This window comes from Streptomyces sp. NPDC051183, from assembly GCF_040682455.1.
In the GTDB taxonomy this organism is placed as follows: Bacteria; Actinomycetota; Actinomycetes; order Streptomycetales; family Streptomycetaceae; genus Streptomyces.
In genome coordinates, this window is the sequence record NZ_JBFBBA010000026.1 from 38,338 (window position 1) to 55,022 (window position 16,685).

General features: G+C 73.3%; 14 protein-coding genes. 12 read left to right on the forward strand and 2 right to left on the reverse strand.

Annotated features, from left to right (window positions below):
• Nucleotides 1-45: 45 nt before the first annotated feature.
• The 8 genes from AB0M99_RS22840 (at nucleotide 46) to AB0M99_RS22875 (ending at nucleotide 11,720) form a co-directional block, all read left to right on the forward strand.
• Nucleotides 46-1,566 carry an FAD-dependent monooxygenase gene (locus tag AB0M99_RS22840; RefSeq protein ID WP_365923196.1) on the forward strand — a complete coding sequence of 507 codons (1,521 nt, stop codon included), beginning with the start codon at nucleotides 46-48 and terminating at the stop codon, nucleotides 1,564-1,566.
• A 172-nt stretch (nucleotides 1,567-1,738) separates the two neighbouring features.
• Entirely contained in the window at nucleotides 1,739-2,575 is an 837-nt protein-coding gene (locus AB0M99_RS22845) for an NAD(P)H-binding protein (protein WP_365923198.1), read from the forward strand.
• A 65-nt stretch (nucleotides 2,576-2,640) separates the two neighbouring features.
• Entirely contained in the window at nucleotides 2,641-3,570 is a 930-nt protein-coding gene (locus AB0M99_RS22850; protein WP_365923200.1) for an alpha/beta hydrolase, read from the forward strand.
• A gap of 39 nt (nucleotides 3,571-3,609) precedes the next feature.
• The gene (locus AB0M99_RS22855; RefSeq protein ID WP_365923202.1) at nucleotides 3,610-5,127 is read left to right on the forward strand and encodes an FAD-dependent monooxygenase; all 1,518 of its coding nucleotides are present in this window, start codon (nucleotides 3,610-3,612) and stop codon (nucleotides 5,125-5,127) included.
• 189 nt (nucleotides 5,128-5,316) lie between these two features.
• A complete protein-coding gene (locus AB0M99_RS22860; protein WP_365923204.1) occupies nucleotides 5,317-5,949 on the forward strand; it encodes a hemerythrin domain-containing protein in 633 nt (210 codons plus the stop codon).
• 164 nt (nucleotides 5,950-6,113) lie between these two features.
• On the forward strand, nucleotides 6,114-8,012 hold the full coding sequence (locus AB0M99_RS22865) for an FAD-dependent monooxygenase (RefSeq protein ID WP_365923206.1): 1,899 nt from the start codon (nucleotides 6,114-6,116) through the stop codon (nucleotides 8,010-8,012).
• A 280-nt stretch (nucleotides 8,013-8,292) separates the two neighbouring features.
• Complete coding sequence (locus AB0M99_RS22870) at nucleotides 8,293-10,251, forward strand: FAD/NAD(P)-binding protein (protein ID WP_365923208.1); 1,959 nt, start codon at nucleotides 8,293-8,295, stop codon at nucleotides 10,249-10,251.
• A complete protein-coding gene (locus AB0M99_RS22875) occupies nucleotides 10,248-11,720 on the forward strand; it encodes an adenylosuccinate lyase family protein (RefSeq protein ID WP_365923210.1) in 1,473 nt (490 codons plus the stop codon). Before AB0M99_RS22870 ends, AB0M99_RS22875 begins: the two co-directional genes overlap by 4 nt.
• A gap of 22 nt (nucleotides 11,721-11,742) precedes the next feature.
• On the opposite strand, the gene AB0M99_RS22880 is transcribed toward AB0M99_RS22875, so the two are convergent.
• Nucleotides 11,743-12,201 carry a carboxymuconolactone decarboxylase family protein gene (locus AB0M99_RS22880; protein WP_365923212.1) on the reverse strand — a complete coding sequence of 153 codons (459 nt, stop codon included), beginning with the start codon at nucleotides 12,199-12,201 and terminating at the stop codon, nucleotides 11,743-11,745.
• A 327-nt stretch (nucleotides 12,202-12,528) separates the two neighbouring features.
• On the opposite strand from AB0M99_RS22880, the gene AB0M99_RS22885 reads away from it, so the two are divergent.
• The 3 genes from AB0M99_RS22885 to AB0M99_RS22895 are packed head-to-tail and all read left to right on the forward strand — an operon-like array spanning nucleotide 12,529 to nucleotide 14,421.
• Complete coding sequence (locus AB0M99_RS22885) at nucleotides 12,529-13,398, forward strand: AfsR/SARP family transcriptional regulator (RefSeq protein WP_365923214.1); 870 nt, start codon at nucleotides 12,529-12,531, stop codon at nucleotides 13,396-13,398.
• Nucleotide 13,399: 1 nt separating this feature from the next.
• Nucleotides 13,400-14,095, forward strand: a complete 696-nt coding sequence (locus AB0M99_RS22890) for a ScbR family autoregulator-binding transcription factor (RefSeq protein WP_365923216.1) — start codon at nucleotides 13,400-13,402, stop codon at nucleotides 14,093-14,095.
• Nucleotides 14,096-14,136: 41 nt separating this feature from the next.
• On the forward strand, nucleotides 14,137-14,421 hold the full coding sequence (locus AB0M99_RS22895; RefSeq protein WP_365923218.1) for an acyl carrier protein: 285 nt from the start codon (nucleotides 14,137-14,139) through the stop codon (nucleotides 14,419-14,421).
• A 12-nt stretch (nucleotides 14,422-14,433) separates the two neighbouring features.
• Here AB0M99_RS22895 and AB0M99_RS22900 read toward each other — a convergent pair whose 3' ends face one another.
• On the reverse strand, nucleotides 14,434-15,291 hold the full coding sequence (locus AB0M99_RS22900; RefSeq protein ID WP_365923220.1) for an AfsR/SARP family transcriptional regulator: 858 nt from the start codon (nucleotides 15,289-15,291) through the stop codon (nucleotides 14,434-14,436).
• Between the two features lie 261 nt (nucleotides 15,292-15,552).
• Here AB0M99_RS22900 and AB0M99_RS22905 point away from each other — a divergent pair, with 261 nt between their 5' ends.
• The gene (locus AB0M99_RS22905) at nucleotides 15,553-16,374 is read left to right on the forward strand and encodes an AfsR/SARP family transcriptional regulator (RefSeq protein ID WP_365923222.1); all 822 of its coding nucleotides are present in this window, start codon (nucleotides 15,553-15,555) and stop codon (nucleotides 16,372-16,374) included.
• Nucleotides 16,375-16,685 lie beyond the last annotated feature (311 nt).

The following is a 16,685-nucleotide window of genomic DNA, read 5'->3' on the forward strand; positions in this document are numbered from 1 at the left end:
GGTGGGATTCAGCCAGGGCTCCACCAGAACTGACCAGGATTCTGGATGAGCCATTCCACCGAACGCACGAGTCTGCACGAGGAGAGCGAACCCATGGGCAAGGACGTCATAGTCGTCGGCGCGGGTCCGGTCGGACTGATGCTGGCCGGTGAACTCCGGCTCGGTGGCGTGGACGTGGTCCTGTACGACAAGCTTCCCGCGCCCAGCGGCGAGTCCCGCGGGCTGGGCTTCACCGGACGCACGGCCGAGGTGTTCGCGCAGCGCGGCCTGCTCTCGCGGATCGGGGAGTTCCGCTGGGGCCAGCACGGGCACTTCGGCGGAGTGCGGATCAACTTCGACTCGCTGGAGGAGAGCCACTACGGGGTGATGGGCCTGGCCCAGTCCCGTACCGAGTCGATGCTCGGCGACTGGCTGGAGGAGCTCGGCGTACCCGTCGTACGCGGGCACGAGCTGGTCGGCTACCGCGAGGCGGGCGACTCGGTCGTCGTCGAGTTCGAGGGGCCCGACGGCCGCGTCGAGGAGAGCGCCTCCTACCTGGTGGGCTGTGACGGCGGCAAGAGCACCCTGCGCGAGCTGGCCGGCATCGCCTTCCCCGGCGAGGAGGCCACGCGCGGCATGTACCTGGCCGACGTCGTCGGCGCGAGCATCCGCCCGCGCCCCATCGGCGAGCGCATCCCCGGCGGCGGCATGGTCCTGTCGGTCTCCACCAAGCCGGGCACCGACCGCATCGTCGTCCACGAGCCGGGCGTGCGCCCGCACCACGGCGAGGGCGAGCTGGAGTTCGCCGAGCTCGCCGACGCCTGGCAGCGGGTGACGGGCGAGGACATCCACGGGGCCTCGGCCAGCTGGATGTGCGCGCTCACCAACGCGCAGGGCCAGGCCGAGGTGTACCGGCGCGGCCGGGTCTTCCTCGCCGGCGACGCGGCGCACGACCACGCCCCGATGGGCGCGCAGGGCGTCAGCGTGGGCCTCCAGGACGCCGTCAACCTCGGCTGGAAGCTGGCCGCGACGGTCAAGGGCTGGGCCCCCGAGGGCCTGCTGGACACCTACCAGTCCGAGCGCCACCCCGTGGGCGTCAAGCTGCTGCGCAACACCCTCGCCCAGTCGCTGCTGTACCTGAGCGGCGAGGAGATGGAGCCGCTGCGCGCCGTCATGCGCGAGCTGGTGCAGATCCCCGAGGCCGCGCGCCACCTGGCCGGCGAGGTCAGCGGGCTCGACATCCGCTACGAGGTCGGCGCGACGGGCCACCCGCTGCTGGGCCTGCGCGTGGAGCCGAACCTGGAGCTGGAGCGCGCGGACGGCACCCGTACGACGGTGGCCGAACTGCTGCACCCGGCCCGGGGCGTGCTCGTCACCACCGGTGAGTTCGCGCAGGAGCGCGAGACCGCCGCCGGGTGGGCCGACCGGATCGACATCGTCACCGGTACCTGGACTCGTACGGAGACCGCGGGCGGCACCCCGGTGCCGGGCGCGGTCCTGATCCGGCCCGACGGGTACGCCGTCTGGGCGGCCCCGGACGGCGGCGACCTGTCGGACGCGCTCAAGGGCTGGTTCGGCCCGGCCTGATCCCCCCAACCCCCTTCGCGCCCGCGCCAGGGGCGCGGACACCCCCGAACACACCATCCCCGTACGCGGCGGACGGGCCCGGTCGAGCGAGGACCGGGTCCGTTCCGCCGTCCCGGCTGCCCCGCAGAGCAGCGCGCCGCCGTCACCCGAGCGTCCCGGAGGGACCCACGTCATGACCATCCTCGTCACCGGAAGCCGCGGCAAGGTCGGCTCCCACCTCATCGGCCTCCTGCACGCCCGCGGCATCGCCGTCCGGGCCGGCTCCGCCGACCCGTCCAAGCTGACGCTGCCCGAGGGCGTGGAGTCCGTTCCGCTGTCCCTGGACGACGCGTCCGGCTTCCGTACCGCCCTCAAGGGCGTCGAGTCGGTCTTCCTGTACTGCGAGCCCAGCCAGATCGACGAGTTCGTCAAGGAGGCCGAGGCCGCCGGGGTCCGGCACGTGGTGATCATGTCCTCGGACGCGTGCCTGCTCCCGGACGCCGCCGACAACTGCATCGCCGCCCCGCACCTGGTCGTGGAGAAGGCGCTGGAGGCCTCCACCATCACGGCGACCGCCTTCCGCTGCGGCGCCCTCGCGGGCAACTGCCTGCCCTGGGCGTGGGCGCTGAAGGGCGCGGGCTTCGTCAGCCTGCCCTTCCCCGACAGCTACGCCGACCCGGTCAACGAGAAGGACATCGCCGAGGCGGCGCTGGCCGCCCTGACCGAACCCCGGTTCCAGGGCCGCTCGTACCACCTCACCGGCCCCCAGGCGCTCACCTTCGCCGAGCAGGTCAAGACCGTCGAGGAGGCCATCGGCCGCTCCGTCCCGGTCCGCGTCGTGACGCCCGCGGAGTGGAAGGCCGGCCGCGCCGGCTACATCCCCTCGGACATCGCCGACGAGCTGCTCGTCCTGTGGGCCAAGGACACCGAACCCCTGCCGCTCACCGGCGACATCGAGGAGCTGACCGGTCACCCGGGCCGCACCTTCGCCCTGTGGGCCGAGGAGAACGCGCCGGCCTTCCGCGGCTGACCGCCGCCGACGGCACCGAACGCCATGGAACAGCACAGCACGGAACGAGCAAGGAAAGGCACGACATGACGACGGTGGACGAGCACGCGGGCTCGGTCGATGACGTGATCGGGCTGGACGGCCCGACCGACGAGGAACTGGCGAGATCGCTTCCGGGCGACTTCAGAAGCATGTACGCGGATCTGGACGGCGTACGGCTGCACTACGTGGCCGGCGGCGAGGGCGAGCCGCTGGTCCTGCTGCCCGGCTGGCCGCAGACGTGGTGGGAGTTCCGGAAGATCATGCCCGAGCTCGCCCGCCGCTACCGCGTCATCGCGGTCGACCTGCGCGGGATGGGCGGCTCCAGCCGTCCCGAGGGCGGCTACGACAAGAAGTCGATGGCCGCGGACATCCGCGCCCTCGTCCACCACCTGGGCTACCAGAGCGTCAACCTGGCCGGCCACGACATCGGCGCCATGGTGGCCTTCAGCTTCGCCGTCAACCACCCCGAGGCCGTCCGCAAGCTCGCCCTGCTCGACGTCATGCACCCCGGCGAGAGCAAGTACTCGATGCCGCTGCTGCGCCGCCCGGGCACCGGCGTCTCCATGTGGTGGTGGGGCTTCAACCAGGCGCAGGGCCTGCCGGAGAAGCTGATCGCCGGCCGGATGCGGCACGTCGTCGACTGGCTGTTCGAGAACTCTCTCTTCGACCAGGCCTCGGTCAGCCCGCGCGACCGGGCCATCTTCGCCCGCGCCTACGACACGCCCGAGCAGATCCGGGCGACCAACGGCTGGTACCGGGCGTTCCCGCAGGACATCGAGGACATGGCGACGTACGGCAAGCTCACCGTGCCGCTGCTCGGGATCGCGTCCCCGGTGAGCCACAAGGAGTTCGAGCAGGTGCTCCCCTCGCTGGCCCCCGACGTACGGGTGGTGAAGCTGTACAAGACCCTGCACTGGCTCCCCGAGGAGCAGCCCGAGCCGGTCATCCGGCTGCTGTCGGAATTCTTCGTCTGACCGACCTTCATCCATCTGCTGCACGAGGAGAACGAAGCCATGGGCAAGGACGTAATAGTCGTCGGCGCGGGTCCGGTCGGGCTGATGCTCGCCGGCGAGATCCGGCTCGGCGGCGCGGACGTCGTCGTCTTCGAGAAGCTGCCCGCGCCGAGCGGCGAGTCACGCGGCGTCGGCTTCACCAAGCGTGCGGCCGAGGTGTTCGACCAGCGCGGGCTGCTGGCCCGGTTCGGCGACGTCGAGTACGCGCAGGGCCACTTCGGCGGCGTGCGCATCGACTTCAGCAAGCTCGACGACAACCACTACAGCGTGCGCGGGATCCCGCAGTTCCGCACCGAGTCCCTGCTGGAGGCCTGGGTCACCGAGCTCGGGGTCACCATCCGCCGCGAGCACGAGGTGACCGGCTTCCGGGAGAGCGCGGACGGCGTCGTCGTCGAGTACGAGGGCCCGGGTGGGCGGGGCGAGGAGAGCGCCTCGTACCTGGTGGGCTGTGACGGGGCGCGCAGCATCGTGCGCAAGCTGGCCGGCATCGACTTCCCCGGCTGGGAGGCCACCCGCGGGATGTACATGGCCGACCTGGTCGGGGCGAACATCCGCCAGCGGCCGATCGGGGAGCAGGTCCCCGGCGGCATGGTGATGGCCTTCAACCTGGAGGACGGCGTCGACCGCATCGTCATCCACGACGAGAACCTGCGTCCGCACGAGGACAAGAGCAAGCTGACCTTCGCCGAGATCGCCGACGCCTGGCAGCGGATGACGGGCGAGGACGTGCACGGTGCGGACGCCCGGTGGGTGAGCTCCTTCACCGACACCACGCGCCAGGCCTCCGAGTACCGCAGCGGACGGGTGTTCCTCGTCGGGGACGCCACCCACATCCACATGCCGGCCGGCGCGCAGGGCATGAGCGTGGGCGTCCAGGACGCCGCGAACCTCGGCTGGAAGCTGGCCGCGACGGTCAAGGGCTGGGCCCCCGAGGGCCTGCTGGACACCTTCCAGTCCGAGCGGCACCCGGTGGGCGAGGGCCTGATGCGCAACACCCGCGCCCAGACCCGCCTCTACCTGAGCGGTGAGGAGATGGAGCCGCTGCGCGCCGTCATGCGCGAGCTGGTGGAGATCCCGGAGGTGGCCCGGCACCTGGCGGGGCTGGTCAGCGGGATCGACGTCCGCTACGACATGGGCGCCCCGGGGCACCCGCTGGCCGGGCTGCGGCTGCCCGACCACGAGCTGGAGCGCGCCGACGGCACCCGTATCCGGGTCGCCGAACTGCTGCACGCGGCCCGCGGCGTGCTCGTCGTCACCGGCGGCGCCGGGGACGACGGGCTCAAGGAGACCGCCGCGGCCTGGTCGGACCGGGTCGACGTGGTCGAGGGGCGCTGGGACCCGGAGCTGACGCCCGGCGGGCTGCGGTTGCCCGAGGCCGTGCTGCTGCGTCCCGACGGTCACGTCGCGTGGGCCGCGCCGGACGGCGGCAGCCTCCGGGCGGCGCTCGAGGCCTGGTTCGGGACCGCTCGAGAGACGGTGGAGAGCGCGGCCGGGGCCGAGCGGGGCGCCGTACTGTGAAATGCACGGGCCCGCTGGGTGGCGAGGACCGGCGGGGGTCAGGCGCGAGGTACGGCGTGAGGGGGAACTGAGCGCGCGGACACCTCCTTCCCCCGGACTTGCCTGGCACTTCCCCCGAGCTGCGCCGCCCGGTGAGCCGGGAGTGCCCGCCGTGATGCGGCGGGCACGGGGACCTCGGAAGGAATTGCCATGAGCGCCACTTTCAAGCACGACATGACCATGATGTTCGTCATCCACGACGCCCTGAGGCGGGAGCTGGAGCACCTGGCCAAGGTCGCCGCCCGCACCAGCGACGACCCCGTCACCATCCTGCGGACCGCCGCCGGCTGGGAGATGTTCAAGACCTACCTGCACGTGCACCACGGCGCCGAGGACGACGCGCTGTGGCCGGGCATCCGGGAGGCGCTCGCCGGCCGCCCCGACGACCTCGCGGTCGTCGAGGCGCTGGAGGCCGAGCACCTGACCATCGACCCGATGCTGGACGCGATCGATGCCGCGCTGATCGACCCGGCGCAGCACGGGAGCCTCGGCGACCTGGTCGACGCCCTCGTCACGGGCCTCGGCGGGCACTTCAAGCACGAGGAGGACGAGGGGCTGCCGGTCATCGACGACGTCGCGACCCCGCCGCTGCTCATGGGCTTCGGCCAGGCCCACGCGCAGCGGATCGGCCCCGACAACCCGCGGTACCTGCCGTGGCTGCTCGACGGCGCCTCCGAGTCGGACAGCGCGACCGTGCTGCGGGTGCTGCCGGAGCCGGCCCGCGCCGCGTACGAGAACGCGTGGGTGCCGGCGTACTCCAAGATCAACCGCTGGAGCATCTGACCGGCACCGGGCGCCATCCGAAGGGCGGCCAGATCACCGAGCTCACCGCGGTGACCTGGCCGCCCCTCGGTCTGTCCGGGGCGGCTGCGCTCGGGACAGTTCCAGACAGTTCCAGTCCAGCACGCATCCCCTGGTACCCCGAGTACCCGAGTGAGGAGATCCGGATGAGCGATGAGACCCTGCGCGTGGCGGTGGTCGGCGCGGGCATCGGCGGCCTGGCCGCGGCGATGGCGCTGCGCCGGGCGGGCCTGGACGTGGACGTGTACGAGCAGGCCCCGGAGCTCTCGCAGGTCGGGGCCGGACTGCACCTGGCGCCCAACGGGGCCCGGCTGCTGCACCGGTTCGGGCTCCAGGAGCGGCTGCGGGAGGTCGCGGTGCGCCCGCAGGCCCGGGAGGTCCGGCTCTGGGACAGCGGCCTGGCGGTGGAGCGGCAGCCGATGGGAGCCGCCCGGGAGGCCGAGTACGGCGGCCCGCACTACACCGTCCACCGCGCGGACCTGCAACGGATCCTCGCCGACCAGCTCCCGGGCGGGACGGTGCACCTGGGCCGGCGCCTCGTCGGGTACGAGGAGGACGCGGACGGGGTCCGCCTGGACTTCGAGGACGGCCGCAGCGGGCGGGCCGATCTGCTGGTCGCCGCCGACGGCGTGCACTCCGTGGTGCGCCGCAAGATCGCCGGAGCCGAAACCCCGGTGTGGTCCGGCACCGCCGCGATCCACGGGGTGGTGCCCCTGGAACGGCTGCCCGCCCTGGGCGGACAGGCCGCGGAGACGATGTACGCCTGGACCGGCGCGCGGGAGCGGCTGCTCGCCGCCCCGGTGCGCTCCGGGCGCGAGCTGTCCTTCGTCGCCGTGGTGGCCGACGCCGCCGACCGCGGGGACTCCTGGACCCGGCGGGGCGACGGCCGCGGGCTCGCGGAGGCCTTCGCGGGCTGGGAGCCGGCCGTACGGGAACTGGTCGGGGCCGTGGCCGAGACCGGCCACTGGTCGCTGTACGACCGCGGGCCGCTGGCCCGTTGGAGCACCTCGCGCACCACCCTGCTCGGGGACGCGGCCCATCCGATGCTCCCCGACCACGGCCAGGGCGCGAGCCAGGCCATCGAGGACGCGGTGGCGCTGGCGGGCTTCCTGCGGCGCGAGCAGGCCGGTCCCGGCCGGGTCGCCGCCGCCCTGCGCCGCTACGAGGAACTGCGGCGGCCCTACACCGCCGCGGTGGCCGAGGACGCCCGGGCGGGCGCCCCGCAGCGGACCGGCAGGAGCGGCGCGCAGGCCCCGCAGACGCCGCAGGCGTCGACGGACGCGGCGGTGGACGCGGCGCAGGCGCTGGACGCGGTGGACCGGGTCCAGCGCTACGACGTCGTGGCGGCGGTGACCGAGGCGGCCTCGGCCGAACTCAACGCGGGCGCCCGCATGTACCAGGAGTTCCTCTCGGCCCACGACATCCTGCGCCGGGGCACGGAACTGGTCGCCGACTCCTTCCAGTGCCTGACCGACGGCGCGGCCGTCGACATCCCCGTCCTGGTGTGGACGGCCGGCTGGCTGGTGGAGCTGACCCACCACCACCACACGAGCGAGGACGACCTGTTCTGGCCCGTGCTGCGCGAGCTGTACCCGCAGGCCGGCGCGCACTTCGACACCCTCAAGGACGAGCACGAGGAACTGAACGCGGAACTGGACGCCCTGCAGGCGGCCGTCGACGAGCTCGCCGCGCTGGGCCCGCTCGCGACCCTCGCCTCCGCGGGCCGGCCGGCCCGCGAGGGCGCGGCGGCCGCGCGCCGGGTGCAGAAGGTGCTCGCCGCCCACCTCGACACCGAGGAGCCGGTCGTACGGGACCTCTTCCCGGGCGTCAGCGGCAGCGAGATCGACCGGCTGCGCAAGGCCATCCTCGCGGGCGGCCCCCAGGGCGGCGGGCACATGGTCTTCGGCCTGCTGGAGGACCCCGTCCTCGCCCGCGGCTACGACCTGCTGGTGGAGAACTTCCCGCCGGCCGTCCACGCGGCCCGGCCCCAGCTCATCGAGCAGTACCGGCAGGTGGTCCGGGACCTCGGTCTGGGTGCCCGCTGACCCCCGGCGCCGCCGCCCCTGACGTCCCCGCCGGCCCTCCGCCGCGGACCGCTCCGCACGAAGCCCCCCAGGTCACGGACCTGGGGGGCTTCGTGCGGAGGTCGTCCTCCTCCGGCCCGGCTCCTGAGCCGCTCTTGAGCGGCTCCTGAGCGCCTCTAGCAGCCTGATCCAGCCTGGGTTTCGGAACGGAACGGCTCCGACCGGGCCGTTCGGGGGAACTGCCCCGAGCTCCGACCGACGTGGATGGCACACCGGATACACGGACCAGTGGAGAGTGACCATGACCAGCCGGCAGCTCGACGTCTGCCTCATCGGCGCCGGACCCCGCGGGCTCTCCGTTCTCGAACGGATCTGCGCGCAGGCCGCCGAAGGGGGTGAGGAACCCATCACCGTCCACGTGGTCGACCGCTGCCCCCCCGGCCCCGGACAGGTGTGGCGAACGGACCAGTCGCAGCACCTGCTCATGAACACGGTGGCCAGCCAGGTCACGCTGTTCACCGACGAGAGCGTGACGCTGAAGGGCCCGCTGTCCCCCGGCCCCAGCCTCTACGAATGGGCGCGGTTCCTGACGCTCATGGGTCCGGTCGACGACTGGAACCACCCCGAGTCGGTGATGGCCGAGGCGCGCGCGCTGGGCCCCGACTCCTACCCCACCCGCGCCTTCTACGGCCACTACCTGGAATGGGTGTTCAGACGGGTCGTCAAGACGGCCCCGGACCGGGTCCGCACCGTCGTGCACGGCTCCGGAGCGGTAGCTCTCGACGACGACCCGGGCACGGGCACGCAGAGCGTACGGCTCGCCGACGGCACCCGCCTCGACGGGCTGCACGCCGTGGTGCTCGCCCAGGGGCACGTGCCGGTACGGGACTCCCGGACCCAGCGCGAGCGCGCCGCCTTCGCCCGCCGCAACGGACTGCACTACGTCACACCCGTGAACCCGGCGGAGGCGGACCTCACGGCGGTCCGTCCCGGCGAGACGGTGGCGCTGCTGGGCCTGGGCCTCAACTTCTTCGACTACATGGCGCTGTTCACCCACGGCCGCGGCGGCCGCTTCGAGCGGCAGGGCGAGCGCCTGGTCTACCTGCCCTCCGGGCGGGAGCCCAAGCTCGTCGCCGGGTCCCGGCGCGGGATGCCCTTCCACTCGCGCGGCGAGAACCAGAAGGGCGCCCACGGCCGCCACATCCCGCTCGTACTGACGCCGGACACGGTCCGCGCCCTGCAGAGCAGGTCGCGCCGGGAGGGCGGGCTGGACTTCCGCCGCGACCTGTGGCCGCTGGTCGCCCGGGAGACCGAGACGGTCTACTACACCGCGCTGCTGGCCGCCGAGGGCCGGCACACCGAGGCCGGGGCGCTGCGCACCGCCTATCTGGGGGCCTCCCCGGGCAGTTCGCGCGAGGAGGAGATCCTGGACCGGTTCGGCATCGCCGCCGACCGGCGGTGGGACTGGGCCCGCATCGCGAAGCCGTACGACGGGGAGGTCTTCTCCGCTCCCGAGGACTTCCGGGGCTGGCTCCTGGACCACCTGCGCGAGGACCTGGCCGCGGCCCGCGAGGGCAATGTCGACGGGCCGCTGAAGGCTGCCCTGGACGTACTGCGCGACCTGCGCAACGAGATCCGCGAGATCATCGACCACGCCGGGCTGACGGGCGGTTCGTACCACCGGGACCTGGACGGCTGGTACACCCCGCTCAACGCCTTCCTCTCCATCGGACCGCCCGCGAGCCGGATCGAGGAGGCCATCGCCCTGATCGAGGCGGGCGTCCTGGACGTGCTCGGCCCCGAGGCCCGGCTGCTGCCGCTCAGCGACGCGGAGGGCGCCTTCACCGTGGAATCCGCCCTGGTGCCGGGCTCCCTGGTCCGGGCGGGCACCCTCATCGAGGCGCGTCTGCCGGAGATCGACCTGCGCTCCACCGCCGATCCGCTGCTGCTCCACCTGATCGGCACCGGCCAGTGCCGCCCGTACCGGATCCCCGGACCCGGTGACGAGACGCACGAGACGGGCGGGCTGGACGTGACCCGTGCGCCGTTCCACGTCGTCGACGCGGCGGGCCGGCCGCATCCGCGCCGCTACGCCTACGGGGTGCCCACGGAATGGGTGCACTGGGTCACCGCGGCGGGCATCCGCCCCGGCGTGGACTCCGTGACCCTCCAGGACTCGGACGCCATCGCCGACGCGGTCCTGGGCCTGTTGCAGGACACCGAGAGCGTCCTCGCGCCGGTCAAGGAGCTGGCCCGTTGAGCCTGTCGCCCCCCGGTACCGACAGCGGTCTGCTGAGCCCCGTACGGGTGGGCACGGCGGCCGAGGCGGCGACCGCCGACGAGGCCTGGCTGCAGGCGATGCTCGACGCCGAGGCGGCCCTGGTGCGCTCGCAGGCCGATCTGGGCACCGTGCCGAAGGAAGCGGCCCGGGTCATCTCCGAACTGGCCAGGAGCGAGCACCTGGACCTGGCCGCCGTCGCCCGCGGCAGCCGCGAGACCGCCAACGCGGTGGTGGGGCTGGTGCGGGAGTTCACGGCCGTGGTGGCCGCGCACTCCCCCGAGGCGGCCGAGTTCGTGCACCGCGGCTCCACCAGCCAGGACATCTTCGACACCGCGCTCATGCTCGTCTCCGCCAGCGTCGTGGACCTGATCACGGCCGACCTGGACGCGGTGGCGGCCGCCCTGCGGGCGCTCGCCGCCGAGCACCGCGACACGGCGCTGGCCGGTCGCACCCTGGGCCTGCACGCGGTGCCGACCACCTTCGGCCTGAAGGCCGCGGGGTGGCTGGTGCCGGTGGAGCAGGCGGCCGGCCGGCTGCGGCGGCTGCGGGCCGAGGGGCTCTTCGTCCAGCTGGGCGGCGCGGCCGGGACGCTGGCCGGGTACGTCGAGTACGCGCGCAGCGGCCCGTACGCGGTGGCGGACCCGCAGGGGTACGCGCCCCGCCTGGTCGAGCGGTACGCCGCCGAGTGCGGGCTGAGCGCGCCGCTGCTGCCGTGGCACACAGCCCGTACGCCGGTCGCGGCGCTGGCCGCGGAACTGGCCCTGGCCACCGGGGTCCTGGGAAAGATCGCGGTGGACGTCCAGTCGATGGCGCGCACCGAGGTCGGGGAGGTGGCCGAGCCGGCGGTGGCGGGCCGCGGGATCTCCTCGGCGATGCCGCACAAGCGCAATCCCGTGCTGGCCACGCTGATCCGCTCGGCGGCCGTCCAGGTGCCCGCGTACGCGAGTGTGATCACGCAGGCCATGCTCTCGGAGGACGAGCGGTCCGCGGGGGCCTGGCACGCGGAGTGGCAGCCGCTGCGCGAGTGCCTGAGGCTGGCCGGCGGCGCCGCCGCGACGGCCCGGGAACTGGCCCTGGGGCTGCGGGTCCACCCGGAGCGGATGCGGGCGAACCTGGCGCTGACCGGGGGCCAGATCGTCAGCGAGCGGCTGGCGGCGGTTCTGGCGCCGGTGCTGGGGAAGGCCGAGGCCAAGGAGCTGATGAGCGGGGCGTCGGCCGAGGCCGCGGCCTCGGGCCGCCCGCTGGCGGAGGTCCTGGCCGCGTCCGGGGTGCTCGCCCGGCACTACGGCGCCGAGGCGCTCGCGGCCCTGCTGGATCCGGCCGGCTACACGGGCGCGGCCGGGGTGCTGACGGATGCGGTACTGGCGGATGCCGTGCCGGCGGACCGGGTGCCGGCGGACCGGGTTCCTGCGGGCTCCGCGTCGGTGCGCAGCGCCGCGGGCGGCTGATCCGCCGTCGGCGCGGTCCGGCTCAGCCCCAGGCCGCGCCGGCCACCTGGCGGGTGGCGACGTTGATGCGGTTCCAGACGTTCACCGTGGAGATGGAGAGGATGAGCGCCGCGAGCTGCTGCTCGTCGTAGTGCTTGGCGGCCTCGTCGTAGACCTCGTCGGGGACCGCGTTGCTGGTGTCCGCGACGCGGGTGACGGCCTCGGCGAGGGCCAGGGCGGCGCGCTCCGCGTCGTCGAAGTACGGGGTGTCGCGCCAGCCGGCGACCGCGTGGAGGCGCTCGTCGGTCTCGCCGAGCTTCTTCGCGATCTTGGGGTGCATGTCGAGGCAGACCCCGCACGCGTTGATCTGGCTGGCCCGGATGTGGGCGAGTTCCAGGGTGCGCTCGCTGATGCCGGTGGCGGTGACCGCCTTGCCCATGGCCTGCAGGGCCTGCATCGCGCCGGGGACGACCATGGCCGGGTTGCCCATGCGTGCGTTCATCAGGGGACTCCTTCGAGGTGGGGGGCTCGGTGCCCCGTTTCGTTCCGTACCGCTATGACGGAACGGACCCTGGCGATGTGACAACGCGCGGGGAGCGGTTTCGGCACGGTCTCAAAAACAACCGCTTGGACTGTTTCTGGCAGGGGAATGGAGGGGGAGGCGTAGGGAATCCCTGGGCCGCCGGGAGGTGTCCGGTCAACTCCCGTTGCTGGTCAGGGTGATGATGGAGAGTTCAGCTCGAAAACAGTACGACCGGTTTGGTATTGACAAACCGGCCGTGCTGTTTTCTACTGGCGATGGCTTCATCCACGGACAGGGGAGTAGGGCGTGGACATCAAGGTTCTGGGCGCGCTTGAGGTGCGGGTGAACGGGGTCTCGATCACGCCGACCGCTCCCAAGCCCCGCCAGGTTCTGGCACTGCTGGCCCTGCACGCGGACCAGGTGGTCCCGGTCTCGGCCCTCACCGAAGAGCTGTGGGCGGGCAAGCCGCCGCGCAGCGCCCGCACCACCCTGCAGACGTACGTGCTGCAGCTGCGGGCCATGATCTCCACCGCCCTGGGCCAGGGCGACGGCGCCGAGGGCACCGAGGGTGGCGAGGGCGCCGAGGGCGCGGCGCCCGGGCGGACCGCGAAGGACGTGCTGGTCACGCTCCCCGGCGGCTACCTCCTCAACAGCGGTGGCGCGGCCAGCGACATCCGCGAGTTCGACCGGCTCGCGGGCACGGGCTACCGGGCCATGGACGCCGGGGACTTCCCCGGCGCCGCCCGCCTGCTGCGCGAGGCCCTCGCCCTGTGGCAGGGGCCCGCCTTCGCCGACGTACAGGGCGGGGCCCAGCTGGAGATGGAGACCCGGCGGCTGGAGGAGAGCCGGCTGTGCGCGCTCGACCAGCGCATCGACGCCGACATCCGGCTCGGCCGCCACCGCGAGCTGCTCGCCGAGCTGACGGTCCTGGCCAGCCGCTACCGCACCCACGAGAACCTGCACGGGCAGTTCATGCTCGCCCTGCACCGCTCCGGGCGCCGCGGCGAGGCCCTGGACGTCTACCAGCGGCTGCGCGCCACCCTCGTAAGGGAACAGGGCCTGGAGCCCTCCACCGCCCTGCGGGCCCTGCAGCGCTCCATCCTCATGGCAGGCCCCGAGCACCCCGTGAAACCCGCCGCCGACCCGTCGGACACCCGACTCGCCCGCGTCGGCTGACGTGGCGCCTGCACGGAGCACCACCGGCCCGGCGGCGCGCGGCCGCAAGTCGGTGCAGGAGCGCTCCGAGCGGACCCGCCGCAGGCTGGTGCGCGCGGGAGCCGAGCTGTTCCGGCGCAACGGCTACGCGAACGCGACGCTCGGCGACATCGCCGGCGCGGCGGGGGTCACCAAGGGCGCGCTGTACTTCCACTTCGCCTCCAAGGACGAACTGGCCGAGGCGGTGCAGGAACGCGGCGGCGCCATGCTCCGCGAGGAGGCGCGTGCGCTGCGCCTGCGCGGCGTCGCGCCGCTGCAGGCCCTGGTGGACCTCACCCACTGGCTGGCCAGGACCCTGCACGAGGAGCCGGCCCTGCCCGCGAGCTTCCGGATCACCAAGGAGTGCGCGGGGAGCGAGCCGCCGGTCACCGACTTCCACCGCGCGTGGCTGAGCACGGTGTGCGAGCTGCTGCGGGAGGCGCGCGACGCGGGCGAGCTGCGCGCCGACCACTGGGAGGGCATCGAGTCGGCGGTGGCCGCGGCCGCCTGCGGCATCGAGGTGATGGCCGGCATCGGCATGCCCTACCCGGAACTCCGGCGCAGGGTGAGCGCGTTGTGGCTCCTGCTGCTGCCCAGCCTCGTGCCCGCGGGGCGGGAAGCGCAGTACCGTACTTCGGTCGCGGACGTCGAGTCGGCGCTGAGTGCGCCCTGGACGTGAACGTGACCCACCGCACCACCGGTTTGTCGAAGGAGCCACCGATGACGAGTGACCCCCGTGATCCGCAGCAGTCGCCCGCGGCGCCCGACGAGGTGCTCGCAGACCTCCTCGGGGTGCTCGGCGAGGTACTGAGGATCGCTACGGACCGGATCGACCCCGGACAGAGCTTCCGCTCACTGGGCCTGGACTCGCTGCTGACCGCGCAGTTCGTCGCGATGGTCAACCAGCGGTACGGGGCCGGGGTGGAGCCCACAGACCTGTACGAGTACCCGACCCCGGCGGCCTTCGCCGACCTGGTCTCCTGCGAGGCGGTCCACACCCCCTGACCCGCGTGCGGTTCAGTCGGCCCGGGCGCCCGCGGCGCGGGTGAGGCGGACGATCCGGCGGGTCAGCTCCTCCTGGGCCCGCGACAGGGTCTCCACGCGCTCGCGCAGCCGGGCCACCTCACCGCCCAGGTCCTCGGGGCGGTGCAGGACCGTCTCCAGGCGGCCGCGCAGGGCGGGCCCCGGCTCCACGCCCAGCTCGGCCAGCAGGTGCCGGCGGGCCCGCTCGTACACGCCGAGGGCCTCCGTGCGGCGGCCGCACCCGTGCAGGGCGGTCATCAGCAGGTCGTAGAACCGCTCCCGCAGCGGGTGTTCGGCCGTCAGCCGCTCCAGCTCCGCCGCGATCCGCGCGCGGTGCGCCGCGCCGCCGGGGGCGCGCAGGCCCGCCTCGTGGAACGCCTCCAGCGTGTCCAGCCGCACCTCCTCCAGCCGGTCCGCCTCGCGCCCGCAGAGCGGGCCGCGGCCGCAGCCCTCCAGCGCGGGCCCCCGCCACAGCTCCAGGGCCCGGCGCAGCACCTCGGCGGCGTGCGCGGGATCGGCGTCGGCCGCGGCGCGGCCCCGCGCGGAGAGCCGCAGGAAGTGCTGGGCGTCGGTGGTGGCGGAGCCCAGGTGCAGTACATAGCCCGTGGCGTGGGTGCTGATCCGCTCGGGTCCGCCGTCCCCGGGGCCGCGCAGCCGGCGGCGCAGCCGGGCCACATGGGCCTGCAGCGCGTTGGCCGCGCCCGCGGGCGGGGCGTCACCCCACAGTTCGTGGATGAGCCGGTCGGCGGAGAGCACCTCGCCGGCCCGTACGAGCAGGCTCGCCAGCAGCGTGCGCTGCTTGGACCCCTGCGGCTCGCACCATGCGCCCGTCCGGCGCTCGCGCGCCTGCACCGGTCCCAGAATGCGGAAATCCCCCGGCCCGCCGTCTGCCACGACGAATTCCATCGACGCCCCCAACGGTGTCCGGATACGTGTTCCGGACTTAATCCCCCGGGCGGAATCTAGCAGCTTGGTGTCTACACGCAAATGCCTGATCGCGAAGCGTGGTGGATACTCGCTCAAGAATTCACCGGTACGGTTCGAGTCGCGGTTACCTTGCCTGAGTCGACGTCCGAAAATCGATGAGAACTCGGCTACGTCCGGAGGGAAGCCGTGGAGATTCAGGTACTGGGTCCGTTGAGTGCGGAGGTCAACGGGGGTTCGGTCGTTCCGTCGGCGGGAAAGCCGCGACAGGTGCTCGCGCTGCTCGCGTTGTACCCGGGCCGTGTGGTGCCGGTGCCGACGCTGATGGAGGAGATCTGGGGTTCGGGGCTGCCGCAGAGCGCGCTCACGACGCTGCAGACGTACATCCTGCAGCTGCGCCGGCGCCTCGGCGCCGCACTCGGCCCGGCCGCCCCCGGAGGCGCGAAAGAGGTGCTCGCGACCCGGCACGGGGGCTACGTGCTCCAGGTCGCACCGGAGAGCGTGGACGTCCACGGGTTCGAGCGGCTGGTCGCGGGGGGCCAGTCGGCGTTCGAGGACGGCGACGACGAGCGCGCGGCCGGCCTGCTGCGCTCCGCGCTGGGCCTGTGGCAGGGGCCCGCGCTGGTCGACGTACGGGTGGGTCCGATCCTGGAGATCGAGGTGATGCGCCTGGAGGAGAGCCGGCTGGTGACGGTCGAGCGGCGGATCGACGTCGATCTGCGCCTGGGCCGGCACACGGAGGTGCTGGCGGAGCTGACCGAGCTCATAGCCCGCCACCGGCAGCACGAGGGGCTGCACGCCCAGGCGATGGTGGCGCTCTACCGCTCGGGCCGTCAGGCGAGCGCGCTGGACGTGTTCCGGCGGCTGCGGACGCGGCTGATCGACGAACTGGGCGTGGAGCCCTCCCCGCAGCTCCAGCGGCTGCACCAGGCCATGCTCGCGGTCGACCCCGCGCTCGACGTGACCGCCGGACCGCGGCGCACGTCGACGTTCGACCTCTACGCGGCATAAACCGCGCCGAGTTGCCCGGATAACACCGTACGATCGAGGGCCCGTGGAATTCTGATCATTCTCCACCGGAATCCTGCCGGAGTCCGGCCGGATTCCGGTCGGAGGCCGGACGGAATCTCGGCGGGATTCGATCGGAGTCCCGCCGGAGTCGCGCCGGAATCCCCGTGCGTTGCCCCGGGAGGATCTAGGCTTAATCCTTTCTGAATTCTGGCGCGATCATCCATAATTCGTAGAACGGCCGTGTACGCGACGCCCGCGGGGCGCCGTGTCAGCGCCGTGTCAGCGTTTTGTGGCGGCGGCATGCACAATCG